The following is a 21972-nucleotide window of genomic DNA, read 5'->3' as shown; positions in this document are numbered from 1 at the left end:
CCCCGATGACGGCCGTCGTCACCGCGCTCGGCACCATGGGCCTGGTCGTGGCGCTGGGCTGGCTGCTCGCGCGCCGCCTCGTGCTGGGCGACCGGGCCGCTCCGGTGCTGGCCCGGGTCGTGTTCACGGTCGCGACCCCGGCGCTGCTGGTGACCACGGTCGCGCACGCGGACCTGCATCTGCTCCTGTCCCGGACGGCCGTCGTCACGTGGAGCGCGACGGCCGTCGTCGCCCTGATCGCCGCCCTCGTGCTCCGGGTCGCGTGGCGCCGGTCGGCGGCCGACACCACGGTCGGCACGCTCGCGTCGTCCTACGTCAACGCGGGCAACATCGGGCTCCCGCTGGCGGTGTACCTGCTCGCCGACGCGGTCGCCGTGGTGCCGACGCTCCTGTCCCAGCTGCTGGTCCTGGCCCCGATCGCGTTCGCGGTGCTCGACGCGCGGACGGGGCCCTTGCGGCCCGGACCGGTCCTGCGGCGCACCCTGAGCAACCCGATCATCGTCGCGACCCTGGTCGGGCTGGTCCTCGCGGCGCTCCCGTGGCAGCTGCCCGACGTGGTGTTCGAGCCGTTCCGGCTCGTCGGCGCCGCCGCCGCACCGCTCGCGCTGCTCACGTTCGGCATGTCGCTCGCCGTGCCGCGGACGGTCGACACGGCGGCTCCCCGGCGCGACCTGGTCCTGGCCGTCGCCCTGCGCACGGTCGTCCAGCCGGTGCTCGCGTGGGGGCTCGGCACGGCGCTCGCCCTCCCGCCGCACGCCCTGCTCGCGGTGGTCGCCATGGCGGCTCTGCCGACGGCGCAGAACGTCCTGGTCTACGCGATGCAGTACCGGCACGGCGAGGCGCTCGCGCGGGACGCCGGCCTCGTGACGACGATCCTGTGCGTGCCGGTCCTGCTCGTCGTCGCGGGCACGCTCGGCTGAGCTCAGGGCAGCCGCGCGCCCTCGGGGACCACGATGCGGTCGTAGACGAGCACGTTCGGGACGCCCGCGAGGCTCGCGTGATGCAGCACCTCGGCGTTCTCCTCGACCGCGACGGCCACCTTGAAGGCGAGCTCGAGGGTCGTGCCGACCGCCAGAAGCCCGTGGTTCGCCCAGACGACCGCGTTGACGTCGTCGCCCATGAGCTCGGCGCTGCGCCCGCCGAACTCCGCGTGCGTCGAGAACTCGAACGGCATGACCGGGACCGGCCCCTTGGCGTAGAGCACCATGTTCAGCAGGACGGGGTCGATGGTCCGGCCGAGGACGCCGAGCACGTTCACGAACGTCGACTCGGTGTGCACGATCGCCCGCACCTCGGGGCGCCGACGGTAGTGCGCGAGGTGCACGGGCAGCTCGGTCGACGGCAGCAGGCTTCCCGACAGGACGTTGCCGTCGAGGTCGACGACCAGGAGGTCGTCCGGGGTCATCAGGTCGTACCGCACGCCCGACGGCGTGATGACGATTGCCTCGTCGCTCAGGCGGACGCTGATGTTGCCTTGGGTGTTGAAGTTCAGGCCGGCCCGGACGGACTCGCGGCAGTAGTAGAGGATCTCGTCGCGCACCTGCGGGGTCGCCCGCGCGGCGCGGTGGGACTGCAGCATGGAATGCCCTTCGGCCGGAGTGAATCGGTTCAATCACCCTCTCGCGACCGGCACCGCGGGACGAGGGACCTTCGTCCCCGCGTCCTCCGGGGCGCCGGCTGGACGATGGCACGACCGGCGCGCGGTCCCGTCCGCAGCGGCACCGCGCGTCGGTCTCCACCCTCACCAGGTGCTGTCGCCGCGGATCACCGCGTCCGAGCCGCCGTCGACGAAGACCAGCTGGCCGCACAGGTGCGTGTTCTCCTCGCTCACCAGCCATACCAGCAGCCGGGCCGGCACCTCGGCCTGCATGTACCCGTGCAGCGGCATCGGCACCATCTCCGCCATCGCGGCACGCTGCTCGTCGGTCGCCAGCAGGTCGGCCGTCATCGGCGTCTCGACGATCCCGGGTCCGATCCCGTTCAGCGGGATCCCCGCGGCAGCCCACGCGGGCGACGTGGCGGCTCGGCGCATCCACCGGCTGAGCGCGACCTTGCTCGACGCGTAGATGAGGTCGCCCCGGCCGGCGTCCGCCAGCTCCTGCGCCCGGACCATGGACTTGTGCTCGTCTCCCGTCAGGGCCGCGTCGACCAGCACGTCGTCGTGGGGCATGAGGCTAGCCATCGAGCTGGTGAGTGCCGCACGCGGGGCGTCGGAGCCCAGCAGGAGCGGCCGGAGGCCCTCGAGGGTCGCCAGCGCACCGAAGTAGTTGACGGCGACGGTGGCCGGATCCGGCAGGGCGAGGCCCGCGTTGGCGACGACCGCGTCGATGGTCCCGCCGCTGAGCGCGCTGACCTGCGCGACCATGGACGTCCTGCCCTGGGCCGTGGTGAGATCCACCGTGACGTCCGCGTCGTGGAGGTCCACGCCGATGACACGGTCACCGCGATCGCGCAGGATCTCTGCGGTCGCGAGCCCGATCCCCGATGCCGATCCGGTGACGACGACGGTGCGCATGACGACTCCTTCGGGACTGGGCCCGACGCCATCGAGGGGCCTCGTCTCCACGCTAGGAAGCGCGCGTCGAGCCGCCTACGGACCTTCGTCCCGACCTGTCCGCGCGGCCGCCGCGTCCCACTGCCGGTCGGTCGGACCACCCGTCGCGCCCGGCTCGTAGCGCCGCAGCCCGAGCCCCCGGGCGCCGACCGCCCGTAGGTCCGCCAGGCCCCCGGACAGCACCCCGGCGGCGCGCGCCTGCACCAGGACGTTGCCGAGCGCGGCCCCCTCGACCGGTCCGGCGACCACCGGCAGCCCGGTCGCGTCCGCGGTCAGCTGGCAGAGCAGCTCGTTGCGCACCCCGCCGCCGACGACGTGCACCACGGAGACGTCACGCGACGCGAGCGCGGACGCCTGCCGGACCGCCCCGCGGTACGCGAGCGCGAGCGAGTCGAGGATGCAACGCACGGTCTCGGCCTGCGACTGCGGCGGCGTCTGCCCGGTGCGCACGGCCTCCGCGGCGATGCGGGCGGGCATGTCGCCGGGCGGCAGGAACGCCGGGCCGTCGATGTCGACCACCGTGGTCAGGGCCGGGACCCGCGCGGCGGCCGCGAGCAGGTCGGGCAGGTCCGCGGGCAGCCCGGCCTCGTTCCAGGTCCGGATCGACTCCTGCAGCACCCACAGGCCCATGACGTTGCGCAGGTACCGGACCGTGCCGTCGATGCCGGCCTCGTTGGTGAAGTTGGCGGCGCGGCTCTCCTCCGTGAGCACCGGTCGGTCCAGCTCCAGCCCGACCAGCGACCACGTGCCGCACGAGATGTAGGCGAAGTCGTCCGAGGTGGCCGGGACCGCGACGACCGCCGACGCCGTGTCGTGCGAGCCGACCGTCCACACCGGCACCGGTCCGGGCAGCCCGATGTCGTCGCGCACGTGCCCGAGCAGCTGGCCGGCGTCGCGCAGCGGTGGGAGCAGGCGCGCGTCGATGCCCAGCCGCTCCGCCAGGCCCGTCGCCCACGTGCGCGTCGTCGCGTCGAGCAGGCCCGTGGTCGACGCGTTGGTCACCTCCGCCACCTGCACGCCCGTCAGCCAGTAGCCGAGCAGGTCCGGGATGAGCAGCGCGCCGCGCGCGGCCGCCAGCGCGGCGGTCCCCTGCGCGGCGACCAGCTGGAACACCGTGTTGAAGGGCTGCACCTGCAGTCCGGTGCGGGCGTACAGGTCCGCGGCGGGGATCGTCGCGAAGACCTTCTCCGGGATGCCGTTCGTCCGCGCGTCGCGGTAGTGGAACGGAGTGCCGACGAGCGCACCGTCGGCGTCGAGCAGCCCGTAGTCGACCGCCCACGAGTCGATGCCGATGCCGTCGAGCACGCCCGCCTCGCGGGTCGCCGCGCGCAGCCCGTCGAGGATCCCGCGGTACAGCCCGAGCACGTCCCAGTGCAGCGAGCCACCCACGCGCACCGGCCCGTTGGGGAACCGGTTGACCTCGTGCAGGTGGACGCGCCCGTCGGCGACGGTCCCGACGATGACCCGGCCGGAGGACGCCCCGAGATCGACTGCGGCGAACGCGCTCACTGGGACGCCTCGTCGCCCAGAACGGCAGATCGCCGCGAGAACGGCACCGCGTAGTGCCGTTCTCGCGGTGAGGTGACGTTCTCGAGGCTCATCGCAGGAAGGCCGCCGCCACGCCCGAGTCCACCGGGACGTGCAGGCCGGTGGTCTGCACGAGGTCGGGGCCGGTCAGCGCGAAGACCGCCGCCGCCACGTGCTCGGGCAGGACCTCGCGCTTGAGCAGGGTGCGCTGGGCGTAGTACGCGCCCAGCTCGGACTCCGGCACGCCGTAGGTGGCCGCACGCTGGGCACCCCAGCCGCCGGCGAAGATGCCGGACCCGCGCACGACGCCGTCGGGGTTGACCCCGTTCACGCGGATGCCGAAAGCCCCGAGCTCGGCCGCGAGCAGCCGGACCTGGTGCGCCTGGTCGGCCTTGGTGGCCGAGTACGCGATGTTGTTCGGGCCGGCGAACAGGGAGTTCTTCGAGGCGATGTAGACGATGTCGCCGCCCATGTCCTGGGCGATCATCGCCCGGGCCGCCTCGCGCGCCACCAGGAACGAGCCGCGCGCCATGACGTCGTGCTGCAGGTCCCAGTCGCGGGCGGTGGTCTCCAGCAGCGGCTTGGAGATCGACAGCCCGGCGTTGTTCACCACCAGGTCGACGCCACCGAAGGCGAGCGACGTCTCGGCGATCAGGCGGGCGATGTCCTCCTCGGAGGTGACGTCGGCCTGCACCGCGACGGCGACGTCGGGGCCGCCCAGGGACGCGGCCACCTCGGACGCGCCCTCGAGGTTGAGGTCCGCGACGACGACGCACGCGCCCTCGGCCGCGAGCCGCTCGGCGATCGCCCGCCCGATGCCCGACCCCGCCCCGGTGACGACCGCGACGCGGGCGGCCAGCGGCTTGGGCTTGGGCATGCGCGCGAGCTTGGCCTCCTCCAGCGCCCAGTACTCGATGCGGAACTTCTCGGCCTCGTCGATCGGCACGTAGGTGCTGATCGCCTCGGCGCCGCGCATCACGTTGATGGCGTTGACGTAGAACTCGCCGGCCACGCGCGCGGTCTGCTTGTCCTTGCCGAACGAGAACATCCCCACGCCGGGGACCAGCACGATCGCCGGGTCCGCGCCGCGGATCGCCGGGCTGTCCTCGGTGGCGTTCCGGTCGTAGTACCCCTGGTAGTCGGCGCGGTAGAGCGCGTGCAGCTCCTTGAGCCGACCGACGACATCCTCCAGGGGCGCGTCCGAGGGCAGGTCCACCACGAGCGGCTTGACCTTGGTGCGCAGGAAGTGGTCCGGGCAGGACGTGCCCAGCTCGGCGAGCCGACCCAGGGCAGCGCGGGACACGAAGTCCAGCACGACCTCCGAGTCGGTGTAGTGCCCGACCTGCGGCCGGTCCGTCGAGGCCAGGCCGCGGATCACCGGCGCCAGGGCGGCCGCGCGGGCGCGGCGCTCGTCGTCGGCAAGCGGGCTCACGACGACCTCACCGAACGGGTGCGGGCGGGCCGCCAGCTTCTCGGCGATGAACGCCTCCGCGGTCCGCACGATCTCCAACGAGCGCTCCTCGGCCTCCTCCGACGTGTCGCCCCAGGCCGTGATGCCGTGCCCGCCCAGGATGCAGCCGATGGCCTGCGGGTTCTTCGCCTTGATCTCGGCGATGTCCAGCCCCAGCTGGAACCCGGGCCGGCGCCAGGGCACCCACACGACCGAGTCGCCGAAGACCTCCTCGGTCAGCGCCTCCCCGTCGGCGGCCGTCGCGAACGCGATCCCGGAGTCCGGGTGCAGGTGGTCCACGTGCACCGCGTCGACCAGCGCGTGCATCGCCGTGTCGATCGACGGCGCCGCACCGCCCTTGCCATGGAGGCAGTAGTCGAACGCGGCGACCATCTCGTCCTCGCGCTCGACCCCCGGGTACACGTCGACCAGCGCGCGCAGCCGGTCCAGGCGCAGCACCGCGAGGTTCTTCTCCGTCAGCGTGCCCAGGTCACCGCCCGAGCCCTTGACCCAGAGCAGCTCGACGTCCGACCCGGTGACCGGGTCCGTCGCCGTGCCCTTGGCCGAGGTGTTCCCGCCGGCGTAGTTCGTCGTGCGCGGGTCCGCCCCCAGCCTGTTCGACCGGGCGACCAGCTCGTCTGCAACGCTCATGCTCCCCATCCCGCCTGCGTGCCACCGACTCGCTCGGCGACGATCTTCTCCGCGTACCCCGACGCCTTGTACGCCCCGATCGGATCGGGGTCGAGGCCCTGCGACTCGCGCAGCTGCGCGAGCAGCGGGCGCACGTCCGTGTTGTACGCGTCCATCACCAGTCCGTTCGCGCCCAGCACGTCACCGGCCGTCTGCGCCGCCAGCAGCGCGTCCGCGTCGACCAGCAGCGCCTTCGCCGTGGCCTCCTGCACGTTCATCACCGAGCGGATCTGCCCGGGGATCTTCGGCTCGATGTTGTGGCACTGGTCGAGCATGAAGTTGACTCCGGAGTCCGGCGACAGCGCGCCCGACTGCACGATCTCGTGCATGATCCGGAACAGCTGGAACGGGTCCGCGGACCCGACCATGAGGTCGTCGTCGGCGTAGAACCGCGAGTTGAAGTCGAACGCTCCGAGCCGGCCCGCGCGGAGCAGCTGGGCGACGATGAACTCGATGTTGGTGCCCGGCGCGTGGTGCCCGGTGTCCAGGACGACGAACGCGCGGTCCCCCAGCGCCAGGCAGTGCAGCAGCGACGTACCCCAGTCCGGGATGTCCATCGAGTAGAACGCCGGCTCGAAGAACTTGTACTCGAGGATCAGCCGGTGGTTCGGGTCCAGTGCCGCATAGATCTCGGCCAAGGAGTCCGCGAGCCGGTCCTGCCGGGCGCGCAGCGAGTCCTGGCCGGGGTAGTTCAGGCCGTCCGGCAGCCAGAGCTTGAGATCCGTGGACCCGGTGGCGCGCATGACGTCGATGCACTGCAGGTGGTGCGCGACGGCCTTCTTGCGGACGGCCGCGGACGGGTGCGTCAGCGAGCCGAGCATGTAGTCGTCGTCCTGGAACAGGTTCGAGTTGATCGCCCCGATGCTGACGCCGAGCCCAGCGGCGTGCGCGGCGAGGTCGTCGTAGTCGTCGACCAGGTCCCACGGGATGTGCAGGCTGACCCGCGGGGCGACGCCCGTGTAGCGGTGCACCTGTGCCGCGTCGGCGATCTTCTCGTACGGGTCGCGCGGGACACCCTGCTGCGCGAACACCTTGAACCGGGTGCCCGAGTTGCCGAACGCCCACGAGGGCAGCTCGATCGTCTGCTGGGCAAGTGCCGTCTGGATCGTCATGCGCGGAGCTCCTGGGAGTGGGTCGGGAGGCCGGCCGCGAGCAGCTGGTCCTCCAGGTGGAACACCTCGTCGAGGACGCGGAAGCCCTCGTCCGGGTTGCCGTCGTCGACGAAGAAGTCGCTCATCTCGGCCTGCCAGCGCGGGTTCACCGCGGTGCGGGTCATGGCCTCCTGGGCGGCGGCGTAGTCGTCGGTCTCGAGGTAGCCGACGAGCAGGCCGTCGTCGGCGAGGAACAGGGAGTAGTCGCGCCAGCCGGTGTCCCGCAGGGCCTCGAGCATCTCGGGCCACACGGCGGCGTGCCGGGACCGGTACTCGTCCAGCCGGTCGGGCCGGACGCGGGAGAGGAAGCACACGCGGGTCATGCCGACGCCCTTCTCGAATCGCCGTTGAAACGATTCACGCACTCTACGAATGCGCTTGCCGCGCTGTCAAGGGGCACGAAGCACGCCCGCGTCCGCCGAGTGCCTCGTCCGGCCCGCGAGAGCGCGTCCGGCGGACGATCGGCACCATGTCCTCGCCCTGGGGACTGGTGAATCGATTCACGATGCTGCACGCTAGTGGCGGGCGGTCCGACGTCACAAGGAGTGATGCCGCGGGGCGCCGTGGTGGCCTCGACGGTGACAACTACCATCGGCCCACTTGATCGCACGCTTTCACGGGGAGGACGAGTGTCCATGTCGACGACGACACGGGGACGCGCCGACCGCAGGCCGTCCATCACGGACGTCGCCCGGCGGGCCGGCGTCTCCGTCGGCACCGTCTCCAACGTCCTCAACCGCCCCGACCAGGTCAGCGACTCCACGCGCGACCGGGTGCTGGTGGCGATCGAGGAGCTGCAGTTCGTCCGCAACGCCTCCGCGCGCCAGCTGCGCGCCGGGACCATCCAGACTGTCGGCGCCATCGTGCTCGACATCGCCAACCCGTTCTTCACCGAGGTCGCGCGGGGGGTCGAGGACCGGCTGGCAGCCGACGAGTACACCCTGATGCTGTCGTCCTCCGACGAGGACCCCGAGCGCGAGGCCCGGTACCTGCGGCTGTTCGAGGAGCACGGCGTGCAGGGCGTCATGGTCACGCCGTCCGCCGGGTCGCTCGACGGGCTGCTGGCCCTGCGCGACCGCGGCATCGACGTCGTCCTGCTCGACACCACCTCTCCCGTGGACGACATCTCGTCCGTCGCGGTCGACGACGTCCGCGGCGGCGCCCTGGCCGTCGAGCACCTCATCGCCCTCGGGCACACGCGCATCGCGTTCATCAACGGCCCGCTCACCATCAAGCAGTGCATCGACCGGCGGGCCGGCGTGCTCGCCGCGCTCGACGCCGCAGGCCTGGACCCGGCCGGCGCGCTGGTCGAGATCACCATCGGATCGCTCAACGCCGACGGCGGAGAGGCCGGCATCGAGGAGCTGTTCGCGCTCCCCGGCGAGCGTCCGACCGCCCTGTTCTGCGTCAACGACCTCACGGCGCTCGGCGCCCTGCGCGCGCTGCGGGCCCACGGTGTCGCCATCCCCGGCGAGATGGCGGTGGTCGGGTACGACGACGTCGTCTTCGCGTCGATGCTCACCGTGCCGCTCACGTCCATCCGGCAGCCCACGCACCAGCTGGGGTGGACCGCCGCCGACCTGCTGCTGCGCCAGCGCGCGGAGGGCGCGGCCTTCCAGCACCAGCGCGTCCAGTTCCAGCCGGAATTGGTGGTCCGAGGCTCGTCGGACCCCTCGGCCTGAGGGCCGCTCGGCCGCCAGCACGCGCTGCAGCCGAGTCGATGTCGAGGTCCGGCCCGCGTCGGCGGCGAGTTCGTGAGTTTCGGACGAAGTCGTGGGTTACAACTCACGACTTCGTCCGAAACCCGCGACGTCGCGCAGGCCACACGCCGGGGAGGGGCCAGTCTCCGCACGTCCGCCCGACGCAGAGAGCCGCGGCGCATGGACGGATCGGCAGGCAAGCGCTTACCGTTGCCGGGCACGGTCGAGAGTTGACGCAAAGGAGCGGACGTGACGGAAGTGCTGAGGGTCGCCCTCGTCGGGACCGGGGCGATCGCCCACGCGCACGCGGCAGTCCTGGCCGCGGACCCGCTGGCGGAGGTCGTCGCCGTCGCGGACCTCAGCCCGGCGGTGCGGGACGCGTTTGCCGACGAGTTCGGGGTGCCGGGCCGGTACGACAGCCTGGACGAGCTCCTGACGGCCGAGACCGTCGACGTCGTGCACCTGTGCACCCCGCCCGGCCTGCACAAGGACCAGGCGATCGCCGCCCTGCGCGCCGGCGCGCACGTGGTCTGCGAGAAGCCGCCGGTGCTCTCCCTGAGGGACCTGGACGCGGTGCTCGACGTCGCCCGCGAGGTCGGCCGGCAGTATGCCGTCGTGTTCCAGCAGCGCACCGGGACCGCCGTCGGCCACGTGCAGAAGCTGCTCGCGGACGGGACGCTGGGCCGCCCGCTCGTCGGCGTCTGCCACACGCTCTGGTACCGCAAGCAGGAGGACTACTACGCGGTCCCGTGGCGCGGGAAGTGGGCCACCGAGGGCGGCGGCCCGCTGCTCGGGCTCGGCATCCACCAGCTCGACCTGCTGGGTTTCCTGCTGGGCGAGTGGGCCGAGGTGGACGCGCGTGCGTTCCGCCTGGACCGCGACCTGGAGACCGAGGACACGTCGACCGCCGTCATCCGGTTCGCCAACGGCGCGATCGTGTCGGCGCTGACCACGGCGCTCGCGCCGCGCCAGACCAGCTACGTGCGGGTCGACACCACGCTCGGCACGGTCGAGGTCGAGCACCTGTACGGGCACGACGCCCGCTCGTGGAGGCTCACACCGGCCCCCGACCGCACAGGCGGCGAACCGGCGGAGGCGCCGGCGTCGTGGACCCTGCCGTCCGACGACGAACCCTCCGGTCACACGCCCCTGCTGCGCGCCGTCTACGCTGCGCTGCGCACGGGTGAGCCCCTGCCGCCGGTGGCGGCGGACCCGCACCGCTCGCTCGAGCTGGTCACCGCGATCTACGCGTCGGCCTCGCTCGGCCGGCCGGTGACCAAGGCTGACCTGGCCCCGGGCAGCGAGCTGCGCGACGGCTTCCTGCACGGAATCGAAGACCTGCGACCCACACAGATGAGGACCCGATGATCCAGTACGGCGGCGACTACAACCCCGAGCAGTGGCCCCTGGCCACCCGCATCGAGGACGTGGAGCTCATGCAGCAGGCCGGCGTGACGCTGGTCAGCGTCGGGATCTTCAGCTGGGCGCAGCTGGAGCCGCGCGAGGGCGAGCACGACTTCGGCTGGCTGGACGACGTGCTCGACCGGCTGGCCGCCGCGGGCATCAAGGTCGCGCTCGCGACGGCGACCGCCAGCCCGCCCCCGTGGCTGACCCGCAAGCACCCCGAGCTGCTGCCGGTGCTGGCCGACGGGACGGTGCTGCACCCGGGTGGTCGGCAGGCGTACCGGGTGTCCGCGCCGCTGTACCGCGAGTACGCGCTGCGCATGACGCGGACGATGGCCGAGCGCTACAAGGACCACCCCGCCCTCGCGATCTGGCACGTGGACAACGAGCTCGGCTGCCACGTGCCGCACGACTTCTCCGACGACGCCGCGGCGGCCTTCCGGCGCTGGCTCGCGGACCGGTACGGCACCGTCGAGGCGCTCAACGACGCCTGGGGCACGGCGTTCTGGTCGCAGCGGTACGACGACTTCGACGAGGTGCTGCCCCCGCGCAGCGCGCCGACGTACCCGAACCCGACGCAGCAGCTCGACTTCGCGCGCTACAGCTCCGACGAGCTCCTGGTCCACTACCGCGCGCTGCGGGACGTCCTGCGCGAGGTCACGCCGGACATCCCGACGACGACCAACCTCATGCTGTCGACCGGCACGAAGTGGATGGACTACTTCTCCTGGGCCGACGACCTCGACGTCATCGCCAACGACCACTACACGCGCGCCCACGACCCCGAGGCGCACATCGAGCTCGCGTTCAGCGCCGACCTGACCCGCGGGGTGGCCGGTGGCGAGCCGTGGATGCTCATGGAGCACTCGACGAGCGCGGTGAACTGGCAGCCGCGCAACCGCACGAAGCGGCCGGGCGAGATGCTCCGGCACTCGCTGGCCCACGTGGCCCGCGGCGCCGACGCGGTGATGTTCTTCCAGTGGCGGCAGTCCGCCGCGGGGGCGGAGAAGTTCCACTCGGCGATGCTGCCGCACGCGGGCACGGACACCGACGTGTGGCGGAACACGGTCGCGCTGGGGTCGGCACTGAAGGCCCTGTCCGAGGTCTCCGACAGCCGGGTCCGCGCCCAGGCCGCGATCGTCTTCGACTACCCGGCCTGGTGGGGCACCGAGCTGGACAGCCACCCGTCCGCCGCGGTCACCTACCCGGACCGCGTGCTCGCGCACTACCGGGCGCTGTGGCAGCGGAACATCACCGTGGACATCGTGCGGCCCTCGGCGGACCTGTCGGGCTACTCGCTCGTCGTCGTGCCGACTCTCTACCTGGTGACGGACGCGGACGCGGTGAACATCGCGGCCGCGGCGGCCGACGGGGCGTCGGTGCTGGTCACGTACTTCTCCGGGATCGTCGACGAGCACGACCACATCCGCCTCGGCGGCTACCCGGGCGCGTTCCGGGAGCTGCTGGGCGTCCGGTCCGAGGAGATCTGGGCGCTGCAGGACGGCGAGACGCTGACGCTGGACGACGGGTCGTCGGCGGACGTCTGGTCCGAGCAGATCCACCTGACCGAGGGCACCGCCGCGGTCCGCACGTTCGCCGACGGCGACCTCGCCGGCTGGCCCGCCCTGACGCGCCGGACCGTCGGCGCGGGCGCGGCCTGGTACCTCGCGACGCGGCTCGACGCCGACGGGCTGCAGGCCGTGACCGACGCGCTGGTCGCCGAGGCCGGGCTGACGCCCGCCGACGCGCCGGACGGGGTCGAGATCGTGCGACGCCACGGCGCCGACGGCCGGTCGTGGCTGTTCGTCCTCAACCACACGAACGACGAGGTCACGGTCGCGGCGAGCGGGCACGAGCTGCTGCGCGACGAGGCCGTGGCGGGTGCGCTGGTGGTCGCCGCGGGCGGGGTCGCCGTGGTCCGGGAAGGCTGACCGAGAACCACCTCCGGTTGTCCGTATCTCGTCGCCTTTCGTCGGTGCCGTCTGTTTCGATGGGACGCATGGCCGCACTGACGATGGAGTCCCTCAACAAGACCTACGGCGACATCCGCGCGCTCCGCGACCTCTCGATGGAGGTGCGCGCGGGCGAGATCGTCGGCTTCGTCGGCTCCAACGGGGCCGGCAAGTCGACGACCATGCGGATCGTGCTCGGCGTGCTGGAGGCCGACTCGGGCGAGGTGCGCTGGGACGGCAGGCCGGTCGACCATGCCGTGCGGCGGCGCATCGGGTACATGCCCGAGGAGCGCGGCCTGTACCCGCGCATGAAGGTCAGCGACCAGCTGGTCTACCTGGCGAAGCTGCACGGGCTGTCGGCCTCGTCCGCCACGGACGCGATGGAGCACTGGACCGAGGTGCTGGGCATAGCGGAGCGGCGTGGCGACGAGATCCTCAAGCTGTCGCTCGGTAACCAGCAGCGCGTGCAGCTGGCCGCGGCGCTGGTCCACTCCCCCGAGATCCTGGTGCTCGACGAGCCGTTCTCGGGCCTCGATCCCGTCGCGGTCGACGTGATGAGCGGGGTGCTGCGCGACCAGGCCGCGGCGGGCGTTCCCGTCCTGTTTTCGTCGCACCAGCTCGAGCTGGTCGAGGCGCTGTGCGACCGGGTCGGCATCATCAAGAGCGGGTCGATGGTGGCGTTCGGTGGGATCGAGGAGCTGCGTCGCACCGACCACCGCCGCTGGGTGGTGGACGGGCCTCCCGCGGCGTCGTGGGTGTCGGCGGTGCCGTCGGCGCGCGTGGTGTCGACGGACGGGCCGCGGTCGGTGGTCGAGGTGCAGGGGCAGTCTGCCGACGACGCCGACCAGCAGATCCTGCGGGCGGCCCTGGCGGCCGGCGCGGTGCGCGAGTTCAGCCTGCTGCGCCCGTCGCTCACCGAGCTCTACCGGCACGTGGTCAGCACCGACGCTGACGCCACGGAGAAGCAGGCGGTGTCCGCATGACCCCCCGACCGACCCTCGTCGAGCTGTCCTCGGGCGCGGCCGTGCGCCTCATCGCGGGCCGCGAGATCAGCACCCGCATCCGGTCCAAGGCCTTCGTCTGGACGACGATCGCGCTGGTCGCGGCCGTGGTCCTGGGCGGGGTGCTGCTCAGCTTCGTCGACAAGCAGGACTCGACGCAGCACGTCGGCGTCACGGCCGAGGCTGCGGGCGTCGCCGACCAGATCGTCGCCACGGGCAAGGTCACCGGCGCCACCATCGAGACGCAGGAGGTTGCCGACCAGCAGGCCGGCGAGGCGCTGCTCAAGGACGGGACGATCGGCGCGCTGGTGACCTCGACGGACCCGCTGACCGTCGTCGTGCACACCAAGCTCCCCGACCCGCTCGCGCCCGTGTTCGCCTCGCTGGCGCAGCAGGAGGCGCTGTCGTCGGCCGTGACCGAGCTCGGGGGCGACCCCGGCGAGGTCGGCCGCGAGATCGCTCAGGCGTCGCCCGCGGTCACCGCGCTGGAGCCCGAGCCGGAGCGCGACGGCGGGCAGATCGTCGCCGGGTTCGTCGCCGGGATCCTGCTGTTCATCTCGCTCATGACCGCCGGGCAGCTGGTGGCGCAGGGCGTGGTGGAGGAGAAGTCGAGCCGCGTGGTCGAGCTGCTGCTGGCGACCGTCCGGCCGTGGCAGCTCATGGCCGGCAAGGTGCTGGGCATCGGGGTGATCGGCCTGTCGCAGGTGGTGCTCGTCGTCGCCTCCGGCGCGGGCACGGCGTTCGCCCTGGGCCTCGTCGACTCCAGCTCCATCAACCTCGGCTCGACCGCGCTCTGGGTGATCATCTGGTTCATCGTCGGCTTCACCATGTACGCGCTGGCGCTCGGCGCGTTGGCGGCCCTGGTCTCCCGGCAGGAGGACGTCGGCTCGGTGACCGCGCCCGTCATGACGCTGATGATGGTGCCGTACATCATCGGCGTGAGCATCGCGCCGTGGGACCCGACGAACCCGCTGGTGGTGTGGCTGTCGTTCGTCCCGTTCTGCGCGCCGCTGCTCATGCCGATGCGCATCGCGCTGGGCGAGGTCGAGCCGTGGGAGGTCGCCCTCTCGCTCGGGCTGTCGCTGGCCCTCATCCCCGTGCTGGTGTGGCTGGCGGGGCGGGTCTACTCCAACGCGGTGCTGCGCAGCGGCGGTCGGATCAAGCTCAAGGACGCGTTGAGCTCGTCGTAAGAGCTGTCAGTGCTCCGGTCTAGCGTCTGGCGTCATGGAGAACGTCGACTACACCTCCACGTTCATCGCGGTGGCGCCGGACACGGCGGCCGTCGCCGGGGCGCCGCCCGCGCCGCGCGGTGACGCACCCACCATCGCGTCGGCAACCTACGACCTGATCGCCTCCGCGCCGTACGAGCTGCGGTCGTCCGACGTGATCTTCCGGGTCTGGGCGTCGCGCCATGGCGTCGATCCGTCGTCGGCCGCCGAGTGGGCCGCGTTCTACTCCCGGTCGCACGCCTGCCTGCGATCCAGCGAGCTGGGCAAGCGGTACGGCTGGGGCATCCACGCCGACCCCGGCGGCCGGCTGGCGGTGTACGCCGTGGGCTCGTCCGACTACGACGCCCTGGCCGCCGGCGTCGCACCCGACGGGTCGCCCGTCGCCGTGACCGCGGCGATGCGGAGCTCGCGGAGATGACCTACTCGTACGTGGGGACCATGCGGACGCTTCCCGGCCGGCGCTCGGCGGTGGTCGAGATCCTGCTGCGCTCGACCGACGCCCTGGCGGAGGTCGGCTGCCGGTCGTACGTCGTGTCCCTGGCCCACGGCGACGAGGACCTGATCATCGTGTCCGAGGTCTGGGAGTCGGCCGCCCACCACGCCGCCTCGCTGCAGCTGCCGGGCACGCGCGCCGCGATCGCGGAGGCGATGCCGATGCTGGCCGGGGAGTTCACCAGCGTCGAGGGCGAGGTCGTCGGCGGGCTGGGGGCGTGACGTCCCTCAGTCCCGCGCCAGCTCCCCCGTCGCCGCCACGCCGGCCTCCCGCGCCCGGGTCAGGAAGTCGGCGATGACCGTGAGGTCCCGCTCCGAGTACCCGTCGAGCAGGTCCTCCATGGACGCGTTCATGCCCGAGTACAGCTGGTAGATCTCCGCCCCCCGCTCCTTCGCGGCGCGGACGACGACGGCCCGGCGGTCCTCGGCGGAACGCTCGCGGACGATCCAGCCGCCCTTCTCCAGCCGGTCGAGCACACCCGTCATGGTCGCGGGGTGCAGGCCGGCCAGTCGCGCGAGCGCCGAGGCGCCGAGCGGCCCGTGGCGGCCGATGAGGTCGAGGCAGTCGAGGTCGACGTCGCGCATGTCGAGTCGCTGGCTCACCTGGTGGTTGAGCAGGTCGAGCTGGATGCTCAGCTCGCGCATCGAGTCGCGCACGTCGAGGGTGAGCCGGCGCTTGCGGCGACGGTCGTCGGCAGACGTTTCGAAAGTCATATGTTACGGTCCTCATATCTTCTCGACCTCTGAGAAGACCGTACACCGGACTGGGAGCACACCCATGAAGCTCACGATCATCGCCGCGACCGGCGGCATCGGACGTCGGATCCTCGAGCAGGCGACCGCGGCCGGGCACGACGTCACCGCGGTCGTCCGCGACCCGAGCAGGCTGCCGAGCACGACGGCTCGGGTCGTGACGGTCGACCTCGACAGGGACACGGCGGCGCTGGCCAACGCCGTCGCCGGCGCGGACGCGGTCCTGTCCGGGCTCGGCGCGCGCACCAAGGCCGACGAGGGGATCGCGACCCGCGGCACCCGGGCGATCGTCGACGCCATGCGCACCACCGGCAGCACGCGGCTCGTCGTCGTCAGCGCGGCCCCCATCGGCACCGTCCCGTCCCCGGCCGACCCGCACCCGCCCTCGCACGACGCGGGCGACGGGTTCTTCATGCGCCACCTGTTCAGCGGCATCGCGAAGACCCTGTTCAACGACCACTACGCCGACCTGGCCGCCATGGAGGACGTCGTCCGCGCGAGCGGTCTCGACTGGACGATCGCGCGTCCGCCGAAGCTCACCGACAAGGCCCTCACCGGCACGTACCGGACCGCGCTCGACCAGAACGTGCGCGGCGGCTGGTCGATCTCGCGGGCGGACGTCGCCGACCTCATGCTCGGCGTGCTCGACCGGCCCGAGACCGTCGGGCACGTGGTGGGCGCCGCGTCCTGACGGGCCGTGTGGGACGCGGCTGCGACCATGAGCCGTGTCCTTGCTGCTGCTCGTCGACGACCCGTCGCGCCCCGACGTCGTCGTGCTGCGGGCGCTGACCGACGACGGCACGTTCGTCTCGTCGACGGCCGTTCCCCGCGATGCCCTGGCCGCGGCCGTGCGGGAGCGCGAGGCGGACCGGCCGCGCTGGGTGTGGGACGACACGTCCCGCCGGTACCCGCCCCTGCTGGCCGCCGGCGTGCGCGTCGAGCGCTGCCACGACCTGCGGCTCTGCCACGCGATCCTGCGCCGCAGCGTGTACTCGCAGTCGTCGGCGCTGGCCTTGGCGGACCGCGGTCCCTGGGATGCCCCCCGCATCCAGGCGCCCGTCGAGGTCAGCCTGTTCGACGAGCCCCGGGCGGAGGTCCCCGAGGACCCTCTGGAGGAGCTGCAGCGCCAGCTCGACGCCGTCGCGGGCGCCGACGAGCCCGGTCGCCTCCGCCTGCTCCTCGCGGCCGAGTCCACGGGTGCCCTGATCGCCGCCGAGATGCAGCACGACGGCATGCCGTGGAGCGTCGAGGCCCACGACGCCCTGCTCACCGACCTGCTGGGCCCGCGCCCTCGCGCCGGGCGGCCCGCCAAGCTCGAGGCGCTCGCCGACGAGGTCCGCGCGGCGCTCGGGCAGCCCTCGCTCAACCTCGACTCGCAGCCCGACCTGCTGCGCGGGCTGCGATCGGCCGGGTGCGACGTCGAGTCCACGCGCACGTGGGAGATCAAGGAGCTGGACCATCCGGTGCGCGAGCCGCTGCTCGCCTACAAGAAGCTGTCCCGCCTGCTCAGTGCCAACGGGTGGGCCTGGATGGACGCGTGGGTGCACGACGGGCGGTTCCGGCCCGACTACGTGCCCGGTGGCGTGGTGACCGGGCGCTGGGCCACCAGCGGCGGGGGCGCCCTGCAGCTGCCCGCGACCGTCCGCGCGGCCGTGCGGGCGGATCCCGGCTGGACGCTCGTCGTCGCCGACGCCGCCCAGCTGGAGCCCCGGGTGCTGGCCGCGATGTCCGGCGACGGCGCCATGGCCGCGGCCGGCCGTCAGGCGGACCTCTACCAGGGCGTGGTCGACGCGGGCATCGTCGAGACCCGTTCCGAGGCCAAGTACGCGATGCTCGGCGCCATCTACGGGGCGACCACCGGTCCCTCGGCCGTCCTCATGCCGAGGCTGACCACGGCCTATCCGCGCGCGGTCGCGCTGGTCGAGGCTGGTGCGCGCGCCGGTGAGCGCGGCGACGTCGTGTCCACCTGGCTGGGCCGCACGTCCCCCCGTCCCGACGCCTCCTGGCAGGCCGAGCTCGCGGCCGCCTCGGCCGAGGGCGCGGCTGCCGACGACGTGCGGGCGGCCCGCCGGCGCGGCCGTGACTGGGGGCGGTTCACGCGCAACTTCATCGTCCAGGGCACCGCCGCCGAGTGGGCGCTGTGCTGGATGGCGTCGCTGCGCCGTCGGCTGCTCGCGATCGACGGCCGGCCGCACCTGGTGTTCTTCCTGCACGACGAGGTCATGGTGCACTCCCCGGTCGACGTCGCCGCCGAGGTGGCTGACGCGGTCCGCGAGTCCGCCATCGAGGCCGGGCGGCTGCTGTTCGGGGCCACGCCCGTCGACTTCGCGCTGAACGTCGCGGTCGTGGGGTCCTACGACCAGGCGAAGTAGGTCAGTGGCTGAGGATCAGCTTGAGGGCGATGACGAGCAGCCCGAAGGCGGCGGCCGCGGCCGTCTCCGCGACGAGCTTGCCGCCGCGGACCCCGGCCCGGTGGGCTGCGAGGGCCGCCACGGCCGCGAGCATCGCGACCGTGAACCAGAGGGCGAGGAAGGCGGCGTTCGCGACGGTCATGCCGAGGAGGCGCCCGAGGAGGAACACGACCAGCACGGGGATGCTGCCCAGCAGGACGCCGGTGTTGTTCTTCAGTGCGTGCCGGAGGCGATGGTGGGACGGGTGGTGGATGTCCTCGAACCGCCCGCCCACCGCGTCCGCGTACACGTGGGCCAGCCAGTACGTGACCGACACAAGGGCGGTCGCGATCAGGACGGTCTCGCCGCTCTCCACGTTGGCGCTCGTCGTCGCGAGCACGACGGCCGAGACGAGCGCTCCGTACAGCAGCTCCGCCGGGCCCTTGCTGCGCAGGAATCGCCCGACGAATGTGATCGAGCTGTTGTCCGTAACCATCAAACCTCCGTCATCGACCCGCATGCACCCATGGTGTCTCACGATCCACCGAGGTGCGTCACGGGCCCGTCGGCCACGTCTGCAGCCGACCGCACATGCCGTACCTCCGCGGCGCCGGGTCGGCCTCGGTCGCCGTCGCGACGCCGCGTGCGAGGTGGGGCGCGACACCGCGGACCAGGCCCTCGAGCGCGGCGGCCGTGGACTCGGTCTCGCGGTACACCGTGCGGGTCCACACGTCCTGCCAGTGCGGCACGAAGGTCCGCACGATCCTGGCGGCCGCCTCGTGCAGCGGCTCGAGGGCCGCGGCCGCGCCGAGCCGGTCGACGGCGTCACCCAGCTCGGCGTACCCCTCGAGCGCGAGGTCGCGCCGACGCCGGGCGGCCGCCGCGATCTCGTCGTCGGACGCCGAACCCCCGGGCAGCGTCGCGGCGGCCCGGTAGGCGACCGGGTCGGCGAGGACGGCCGCGGGGAAGGTGAGCACCGCGTCTCCGGCCTCGGGCAGGCCGGCGTTGGACATGAGGACGAGCACCTCGAGGTCGCCGTCGTTCACGGCGCGGTGCACGACGCCGGGACCGAACGACACGATCGAGCCCGGCCGCAGCGGGTGCACGGTGGACCCGGACGGCCCGAGCGTGTGCACCGAGCCGGACCCGCCCAGGACGACGTAGGCCTCCGACGACACGACGTGCAGGTGCGGCGACCCGCTGCCTGACAGGCCGACCCCGTCGGACGCCGGCCAGTCGTACACGCGCAGGTGGCTGACCGAGACGCCGCCGGGAAGTCCGTTCATGCGACCAGCATCCCGCCGACGAGCCTCACGACGGCAGCACGTCCATGCCGAGCCCGGCGAGCTCGGCGGCCGTCGCGGGGTTCGACGCTCCGTCGGCGACCACGACCGCGTACCGGAAGGTGAGCGAGTCACCGGGCGCGAACGGCACCTCGGTGGAGAAGAACGGTGCCGGGTTGAGGCAGCCGAACAGCTCCGTGCGGGCGAACCACTGGGGCGGGTGCGAGGGGTTGCCGGTCCCGTCCACGATGACCACCGTCGACGCGCCGCCGGTCTCGTCGTGCCGGCCGACGAACCCCATCCACGGCCCCCGGGTCCCGCGGATCTCCTCGCCGCCCGAGAAGTCGGGGGCGAGCAGCGTCCCGCCGGTGAACGACCGCGGCCCGCGCCAGAAGAGCCCCCCGTAGCCGGCGTTCTCCCGGCCGCGGGTGGTCGGCGACCCGATGGTGAGGTCGGCGGCCGAGACGTTGGTCATGGTCGTCGTGAAGGTCAGCACCCAGGCGTCGTCGCGCGACGAGGGCACGACGAAGGCGAGCGACCGCTGCTCGTCGATGACGTGCTCGCGCGCCTGGGTGTGCCAGGCGAGCGTGTGCGCGACGTCGACGCGATCCGGTGACACCGACAGCGAGGTGAGCGCGACGTGATCCATCGACCCGTCGTTCTCCAGCTGGACGTACCCCTCGCCGTGCACGTACGTGGGCCCGCCCCAGAAGTTGTGGTCGCCGACCACCGGGAGCGACCAGGCGATGCCCTTGTGCCAGACGTGGTCGTGCGGGCGGAACGCGGTGACCAGGTCTCCGCCGCGGGTGCGGACCGGGTGCAGGTAGGGCCGCGGGCTCTCCAGCTGCACGTCGGTGGGGACGTAGACGTACTGCGCGAGCGTGGTGCCGTCGGCGACGACATCGATCGCGCGTCCGACGTCGTGGAGGGCGGAGAGGCTCACGAGGCGCTCGCCGGCAGAGCGAGGTCCGCGCCCAGGTCCAGGTCGACGATCGTCACGGGCAGGCCGGTGACCAGCGACTGGTTGGCGGCGATGCCGACGGAGACGGCCCGCAGCCCGTCGAGGTACCCGGCCGGCCTTCCGAGCGCATCCTGTGACACCCGCAGATGCCGCCGGAACACGTCCTTGAGCAGGATGGCGTCGCCACCGCCGTGGCCGCCGATGCCGTCCGGGATCGGGTACTCGGTCGCCCGCTCCCAGTGCTTCTGCACCAGCAGCCGCTCGCCCTCGGGGCGCAGGGCGTCGCCCACGAACGAGGGCGTCGCCGACGGGTCGAGGATCGCCTTGCCCTGCTCGTCGAGCTCGATCGCCCCCCGCTCGACCACCTCGAGCTCGGCCCGACCAGCCGTGCCGTTGACGGTGACGCGGTAGCCCTCCCAAGGACTGTGCGCGTTGAGCGAGTAGGTGAGGGTGGCCCCGCGCCGGTAGTCGACGAGCAGCGCCATGTTGTCCTCGATCGTGATGCCGGGGCCGAACACGTCCTGGTCGCGCAGGTAGCCGTCGTGGTGCTCGGCGTCGAGGTAGAGCGACGCGAGGCGCGGGTCGTCGTTGAGGTCGAGCGTGAACGGGTCGCCGACGACGCCGGTGCCGCGCGCGGGGCGCGCGCCGAGCCCGCGGTCCGCGGCGTTGCGGTCGCCGTAGAACTTGAGGCCGCCGCGCGCGTACACCCGGGACGGGACGTCGCCGATCCACCAGTTGACCAGGTCGAAGTGGTGGCTCGACTTGTGCACCAGCAGCCCGCCAGAGTTCCTCTTGTCGCGGTGCCAGCGCCGGAAGTAGTCGGCACCGTGCACGGTGTCGAGCGCCCACTCGAAGTGCACGCTGGTCACCTCGCCGATCTCGCCCGACGCGATGACCTGGCGCAGCGAGGAGTTCCGCGGGGCGTAGCGGTAGTTGAAGGTCATGACGACGTCGCGGCCGGTCTCCGCGACCGCGCGTGTGATGCGGCGGCAGCCCGGCCGGTCGATGGTGAGCGGCTTCTCGACGACCACGTCGGCGCCGGCGGCCAGCGCACGCGCGACCAGCTCCGCGTGGGCGTGGTCGGGCGCGGTCACGATGATCACGTCGACCGACTCCTCCGCGATCATCTTCTCCAGCCCGTCGGGCACGTACGTGGGCAGCGACGCGGGCCGGCCGAGCGCCTCCGACGCGACGGTCTCGTAGTACGCCATGCGACCGGGGTTGGTGTCGAGCAGCGCGACCAGCGACGCGACGTCCGCGTGCTCACCCGTGATCGCGCCGATGTACATGCCCGCGCGGTGACCGGTGCCGACGACCGCGTAACGCAGCTGCTCGCCTGCGGGGGCGGGAGCGAACTCCGGGATGACGCCGTCGCTCGCCGCGGTGCTGCTGCTGGATGCGGGACGCGGTGCGGTGGGGTTCTGGTCGCTCACGG

General features: G+C 72.7%; 21 protein-coding genes. 10 read left to right on the top strand and 11 right to left on the bottom strand.

The window, feature by feature from the left end; translation table 11 throughout:
* Positions 1 to 5: 5 nt before the first annotated feature.
* On the top strand, positions 6 to 920 hold the full coding sequence (locus ACXJKA_RS01880) for an AEC family transporter (protein WP_456823467.1): 915 nt from the start codon (positions 6 to 8) through the stop codon (positions 918 to 920).
* A 2-nt stretch (positions 921 to 922) separates the two neighbouring features.
* On the opposite strand, the gene ACXJKA_RS01875 is transcribed toward ACXJKA_RS01880, so the two are convergent.
* The 6 genes from ACXJKA_RS01875 to ACXJKA_RS01850 all read right to left on the bottom strand — a co-directional run bounded on the left by ACXJKA_RS01875 (position 923) and on the right by ACXJKA_RS01850 (position 7695).
* Complete coding sequence (locus ACXJKA_RS01875; protein ID WP_456823466.1) at positions 923 to 1579, bottom strand: class II aldolase/adducin family protein; 657 nt, start codon at positions 1577 to 1579, stop codon at positions 923 to 925.
* A 162-nt stretch (positions 1580 to 1741) separates the two neighbouring features.
* Entirely contained in the window at positions 1742 to 2515 is a 774-nt protein-coding gene (locus tag ACXJKA_RS01870) for an SDR family oxidoreductase (protein WP_456823465.1), read from the bottom strand.
* A gap of 75 nt (positions 2516 to 2590) precedes the next feature.
* A complete protein-coding gene (locus tag ACXJKA_RS01865) occupies positions 2591 to 4063 on the bottom strand; it encodes a rhamnulokinase (RefSeq protein WP_456823464.1) in 1473 nt (490 codons plus the stop codon).
* An 88-nt stretch (positions 4064 to 4151) separates the two neighbouring features.
* Positions 4152 to 6182 (bottom strand): bifunctional aldolase/short-chain dehydrogenase, encoded by a 2031-nt coding sequence (locus ACXJKA_RS01860; RefSeq protein ID WP_456823463.1) that lies wholly within the window; start codon positions 6180 to 6182, stop codon positions 4152 to 4154.
* Positions 6179 to 7333 carry an L-rhamnose isomerase gene (gene rhaI, locus ACXJKA_RS01855; protein ID WP_456823462.1) on the bottom strand — a complete coding sequence of 385 codons (1155 nt, stop codon included), beginning with the start codon at positions 7331 to 7333 and terminating at the stop codon, positions 6179 to 6181. The genes ACXJKA_RS01860 and rhaI overlap by 4 nt, the downstream gene beginning before the upstream one ends.
* Complete coding sequence (locus ACXJKA_RS01850) at positions 7330 to 7695, bottom strand: L-rhamnose mutarotase (RefSeq protein ID WP_456823461.1); 366 nt, start codon at positions 7693 to 7695, stop codon at positions 7330 to 7332. The genes rhaI and ACXJKA_RS01850 overlap by 4 nt, the downstream gene beginning before the upstream one ends.
* A gap of 312 nt (positions 7696 to 8007) precedes the next feature.
* Here ACXJKA_RS01850 and ACXJKA_RS01845 point away from each other — a divergent pair, with 312 nt between their 5' ends.
* From ACXJKA_RS01845 to ACXJKA_RS01815, 7 genes are all read left to right on the top strand, one after another.
* Complete coding sequence (locus tag ACXJKA_RS01845; protein ID WP_456823460.1) at positions 8008 to 9054, top strand: LacI family DNA-binding transcriptional regulator; 1047 nt, start codon at positions 8008 to 8010, stop codon at positions 9052 to 9054.
* Positions 9055 to 9321: 267 nt separating this feature from the next.
* Complete coding sequence (locus ACXJKA_RS01840) at positions 9322 to 10440, top strand: Gfo/Idh/MocA family protein (RefSeq protein ID WP_456823459.1); 1119 nt, start codon at positions 9322 to 9324, stop codon at positions 10438 to 10440.
* A complete protein-coding gene (locus tag ACXJKA_RS01835; RefSeq protein WP_456823458.1) occupies positions 10437 to 12407 on the top strand; it encodes a beta-galactosidase in 1971 nt (656 codons plus the stop codon). Before ACXJKA_RS01840 ends, ACXJKA_RS01835 begins: the two co-directional genes overlap by 4 nt.
* A gap of 68 nt (positions 12408 to 12475) precedes the next feature.
* Positions 12476 to 13411, top strand: coding sequence for an ABC transporter ATP-binding protein (locus ACXJKA_RS01830; RefSeq protein ID WP_456823457.1), 936 nt, complete (start codon positions 12476 to 12478; stop codon positions 13409 to 13411).
* Positions 13408 to 14619, top strand: coding sequence for an ABC transporter permease (locus ACXJKA_RS01825; protein ID WP_456823456.1), 1212 nt, complete (start codon positions 13408 to 13410; stop codon positions 14617 to 14619). The genes ACXJKA_RS01830 and ACXJKA_RS01825 overlap by 4 nt, the downstream gene beginning before the upstream one ends.
* Positions 14620 to 14653: 34 nt before the next feature.
* The gene (locus tag ACXJKA_RS01820) at positions 14654 to 15076 is read left to right on the top strand and encodes a DUF6157 family protein (protein ID WP_456823455.1); all 423 of its coding nucleotides are present in this window, start codon (positions 14654 to 14656) and stop codon (positions 15074 to 15076) included.
* A complete protein-coding gene (locus ACXJKA_RS01815) occupies positions 15073 to 15372 on the top strand; it encodes a putative quinol monooxygenase (protein WP_456823454.1) in 300 nt (99 codons plus the stop codon). The genes ACXJKA_RS01820 and ACXJKA_RS01815 overlap by 4 nt, the downstream gene beginning before the upstream one ends.
* Positions 15373 to 15378: 6 nt before the next feature.
* Here the strand turns inward: ACXJKA_RS01815 and ACXJKA_RS01810 are convergent, their stop codons facing one another.
* Positions 15379 to 15864, bottom strand: a complete 486-nt coding sequence (locus ACXJKA_RS01810; protein WP_456823453.1) for a MarR family transcriptional regulator — start codon at positions 15862 to 15864, stop codon at positions 15379 to 15381.
* Positions 15865 to 15928: 64 nt separating this feature from the next.
* On the opposite strand from ACXJKA_RS01810, the gene ACXJKA_RS01805 reads away from it, so the two are divergent.
* Complete coding sequence (locus tag ACXJKA_RS01805) at positions 15929 to 16594, top strand: NAD(P)-dependent oxidoreductase (protein ID WP_456823452.1); 666 nt, start codon at positions 15929 to 15931, stop codon at positions 16592 to 16594.
* 34 nt (positions 16595 to 16628) lie between these two features.
* Positions 16629 to 18275, top strand: a complete 1647-nt coding sequence (locus tag ACXJKA_RS01800) for a bifunctional 3'-5' exonuclease/DNA polymerase (RefSeq protein ID WP_456823451.1) — start codon at positions 16629 to 16631, stop codon at positions 18273 to 18275.
* 1 nt (position 18276) lies between these two features.
* Here ACXJKA_RS01800 and ACXJKA_RS01795 read toward each other — a convergent pair whose 3' ends face one another.
* Genes ACXJKA_RS01795 through ACXJKA_RS01780 form a run of 4 tightly spaced genes read right to left on the bottom strand, consistent with a single transcriptional unit; the run spans position 18277 to position 21970 of the window.
* Positions 18277 to 18789 (bottom strand): hypothetical protein, encoded by a 513-nt coding sequence (locus ACXJKA_RS01795; protein ID WP_456823450.1) that lies wholly within the window; start codon positions 18787 to 18789, stop codon positions 18277 to 18279.
* Between the two features lie 58 nt (positions 18790 to 18847).
* Entirely contained in the window at positions 18848 to 19579 is a 732-nt protein-coding gene (locus tag ACXJKA_RS01790) for a cupin domain-containing protein (protein ID WP_456823449.1), read from the bottom strand.
* 25 nt (positions 19580 to 19604) lie between these two features.
* The gene (locus tag ACXJKA_RS01785) at positions 19605 to 20519 is read right to left on the bottom strand and encodes a DUF6807 domain-containing protein (protein WP_456823448.1); all 915 of its coding nucleotides are present in this window, start codon (positions 20517 to 20519) and stop codon (positions 19605 to 19607) included.
* Positions 20516 to 21970 (bottom strand): Gfo/Idh/MocA family protein, encoded by a 1455-nt coding sequence (locus ACXJKA_RS01780; protein ID WP_456823447.1) that lies wholly within the window; start codon positions 21968 to 21970, stop codon positions 20516 to 20518. The genes ACXJKA_RS01785 and ACXJKA_RS01780 overlap by 4 nt, the downstream gene beginning before the upstream one ends.
* Positions 21971 to 21972 lie beyond the last annotated feature (2 nt).

The sequence above is a fragment of the Cellulomonas sp. P5_E12 genome, assembly GCF_054049315.1.
This window is presented reverse-complemented; position numbering and strand designations above follow the sequence as displayed.

Excerpts from the sequence above, each read along its gene's own strand:
- ACXJKA_RS01880 (WP_456823467.1), top strand. The coding sequence starts at position 6 with ATGACGGCCGTCGTCACCGCGCTCGGCACCATGGGCCTGGTCGTGGCG.
- ACXJKA_RS01875 (WP_456823466.1), bottom strand. The coding sequence starts at position 1,579 with ATGCTGCAGTCCCACCGCGCCGCGCGGGCGACCCCGCAGGTGCGCGAC.
- ACXJKA_RS01870 (WP_456823465.1), bottom strand. The coding sequence starts at position 2,515 with ATGCGCACCGTCGTCGTCACCGGATCGGCATCGGGGATCGGGCTCGCG.
- ACXJKA_RS01860 (WP_456823463.1), bottom strand. The coding sequence starts at position 6,182 with ATGAGCGTTGCAGACGAGCTGGTCGCCCGGTCGAACAGGCTGGGGGCG.
- rhaI (WP_456823462.1), bottom strand. The coding sequence starts at position 7,333 with ATGACGATCCAGACGGCACTTGCCCAGCAGACGATCGAGCTGCCCTCG.
- ACXJKA_RS01850 (WP_456823461.1), bottom strand. The coding sequence starts at position 7,695 with ATGACCCGCGTGTGCTTCCTCTCCCGCGTCCGGCCCGACCGGCTGGAC.
- ACXJKA_RS01845 (WP_456823460.1), top strand. The coding sequence starts at position 8,008 with ATGTCGACGACGACACGGGGACGCGCCGACCGCAGGCCGTCCATCACG.
- ACXJKA_RS01835 (WP_456823458.1), top strand. The coding sequence starts at position 10,437 with ATGATCCAGTACGGCGGCGACTACAACCCCGAGCAGTGGCCCCTGGCC.
- ACXJKA_RS01830 (WP_456823457.1), top strand. The coding sequence starts at position 12,476 with ATGGCCGCACTGACGATGGAGTCCCTCAACAAGACCTACGGCGACATC.
- ACXJKA_RS01825 (WP_456823456.1), top strand. The coding sequence starts at position 13,408 with ATGACCCCCCGACCGACCCTCGTCGAGCTGTCCTCGGGCGCGGCCGTG.
- ACXJKA_RS01820 (WP_456823455.1), top strand. The coding sequence starts at position 14,654 with ATGGAGAACGTCGACTACACCTCCACGTTCATCGCGGTGGCGCCGGAC.
- ACXJKA_RS01815 (WP_456823454.1), top strand. The coding sequence starts at position 15,073 with ATGACCTACTCGTACGTGGGGACCATGCGGACGCTTCCCGGCCGGCGC.
- ACXJKA_RS01810 (WP_456823453.1), bottom strand. The coding sequence starts at position 15,864 with ATGACTTTCGAAACGTCTGCCGACGACCGTCGCCGCAAGCGCCGGCTC.
- ACXJKA_RS01805 (WP_456823452.1), top strand. The coding sequence starts at position 15,929 with ATGAAGCTCACGATCATCGCCGCGACCGGCGGCATCGGACGTCGGATC.
- ACXJKA_RS01795 (WP_456823450.1), bottom strand. The coding sequence starts at position 18,789 with ATGGTTACGGACAACAGCTCGATCACATTCGTCGGGCGATTCCTGCGC.
- ACXJKA_RS01790 (WP_456823449.1), bottom strand. The coding sequence starts at position 19,579 with ATGAACGGACTTCCCGGCGGCGTCTCGGTCAGCCACCTGCGCGTGTAC.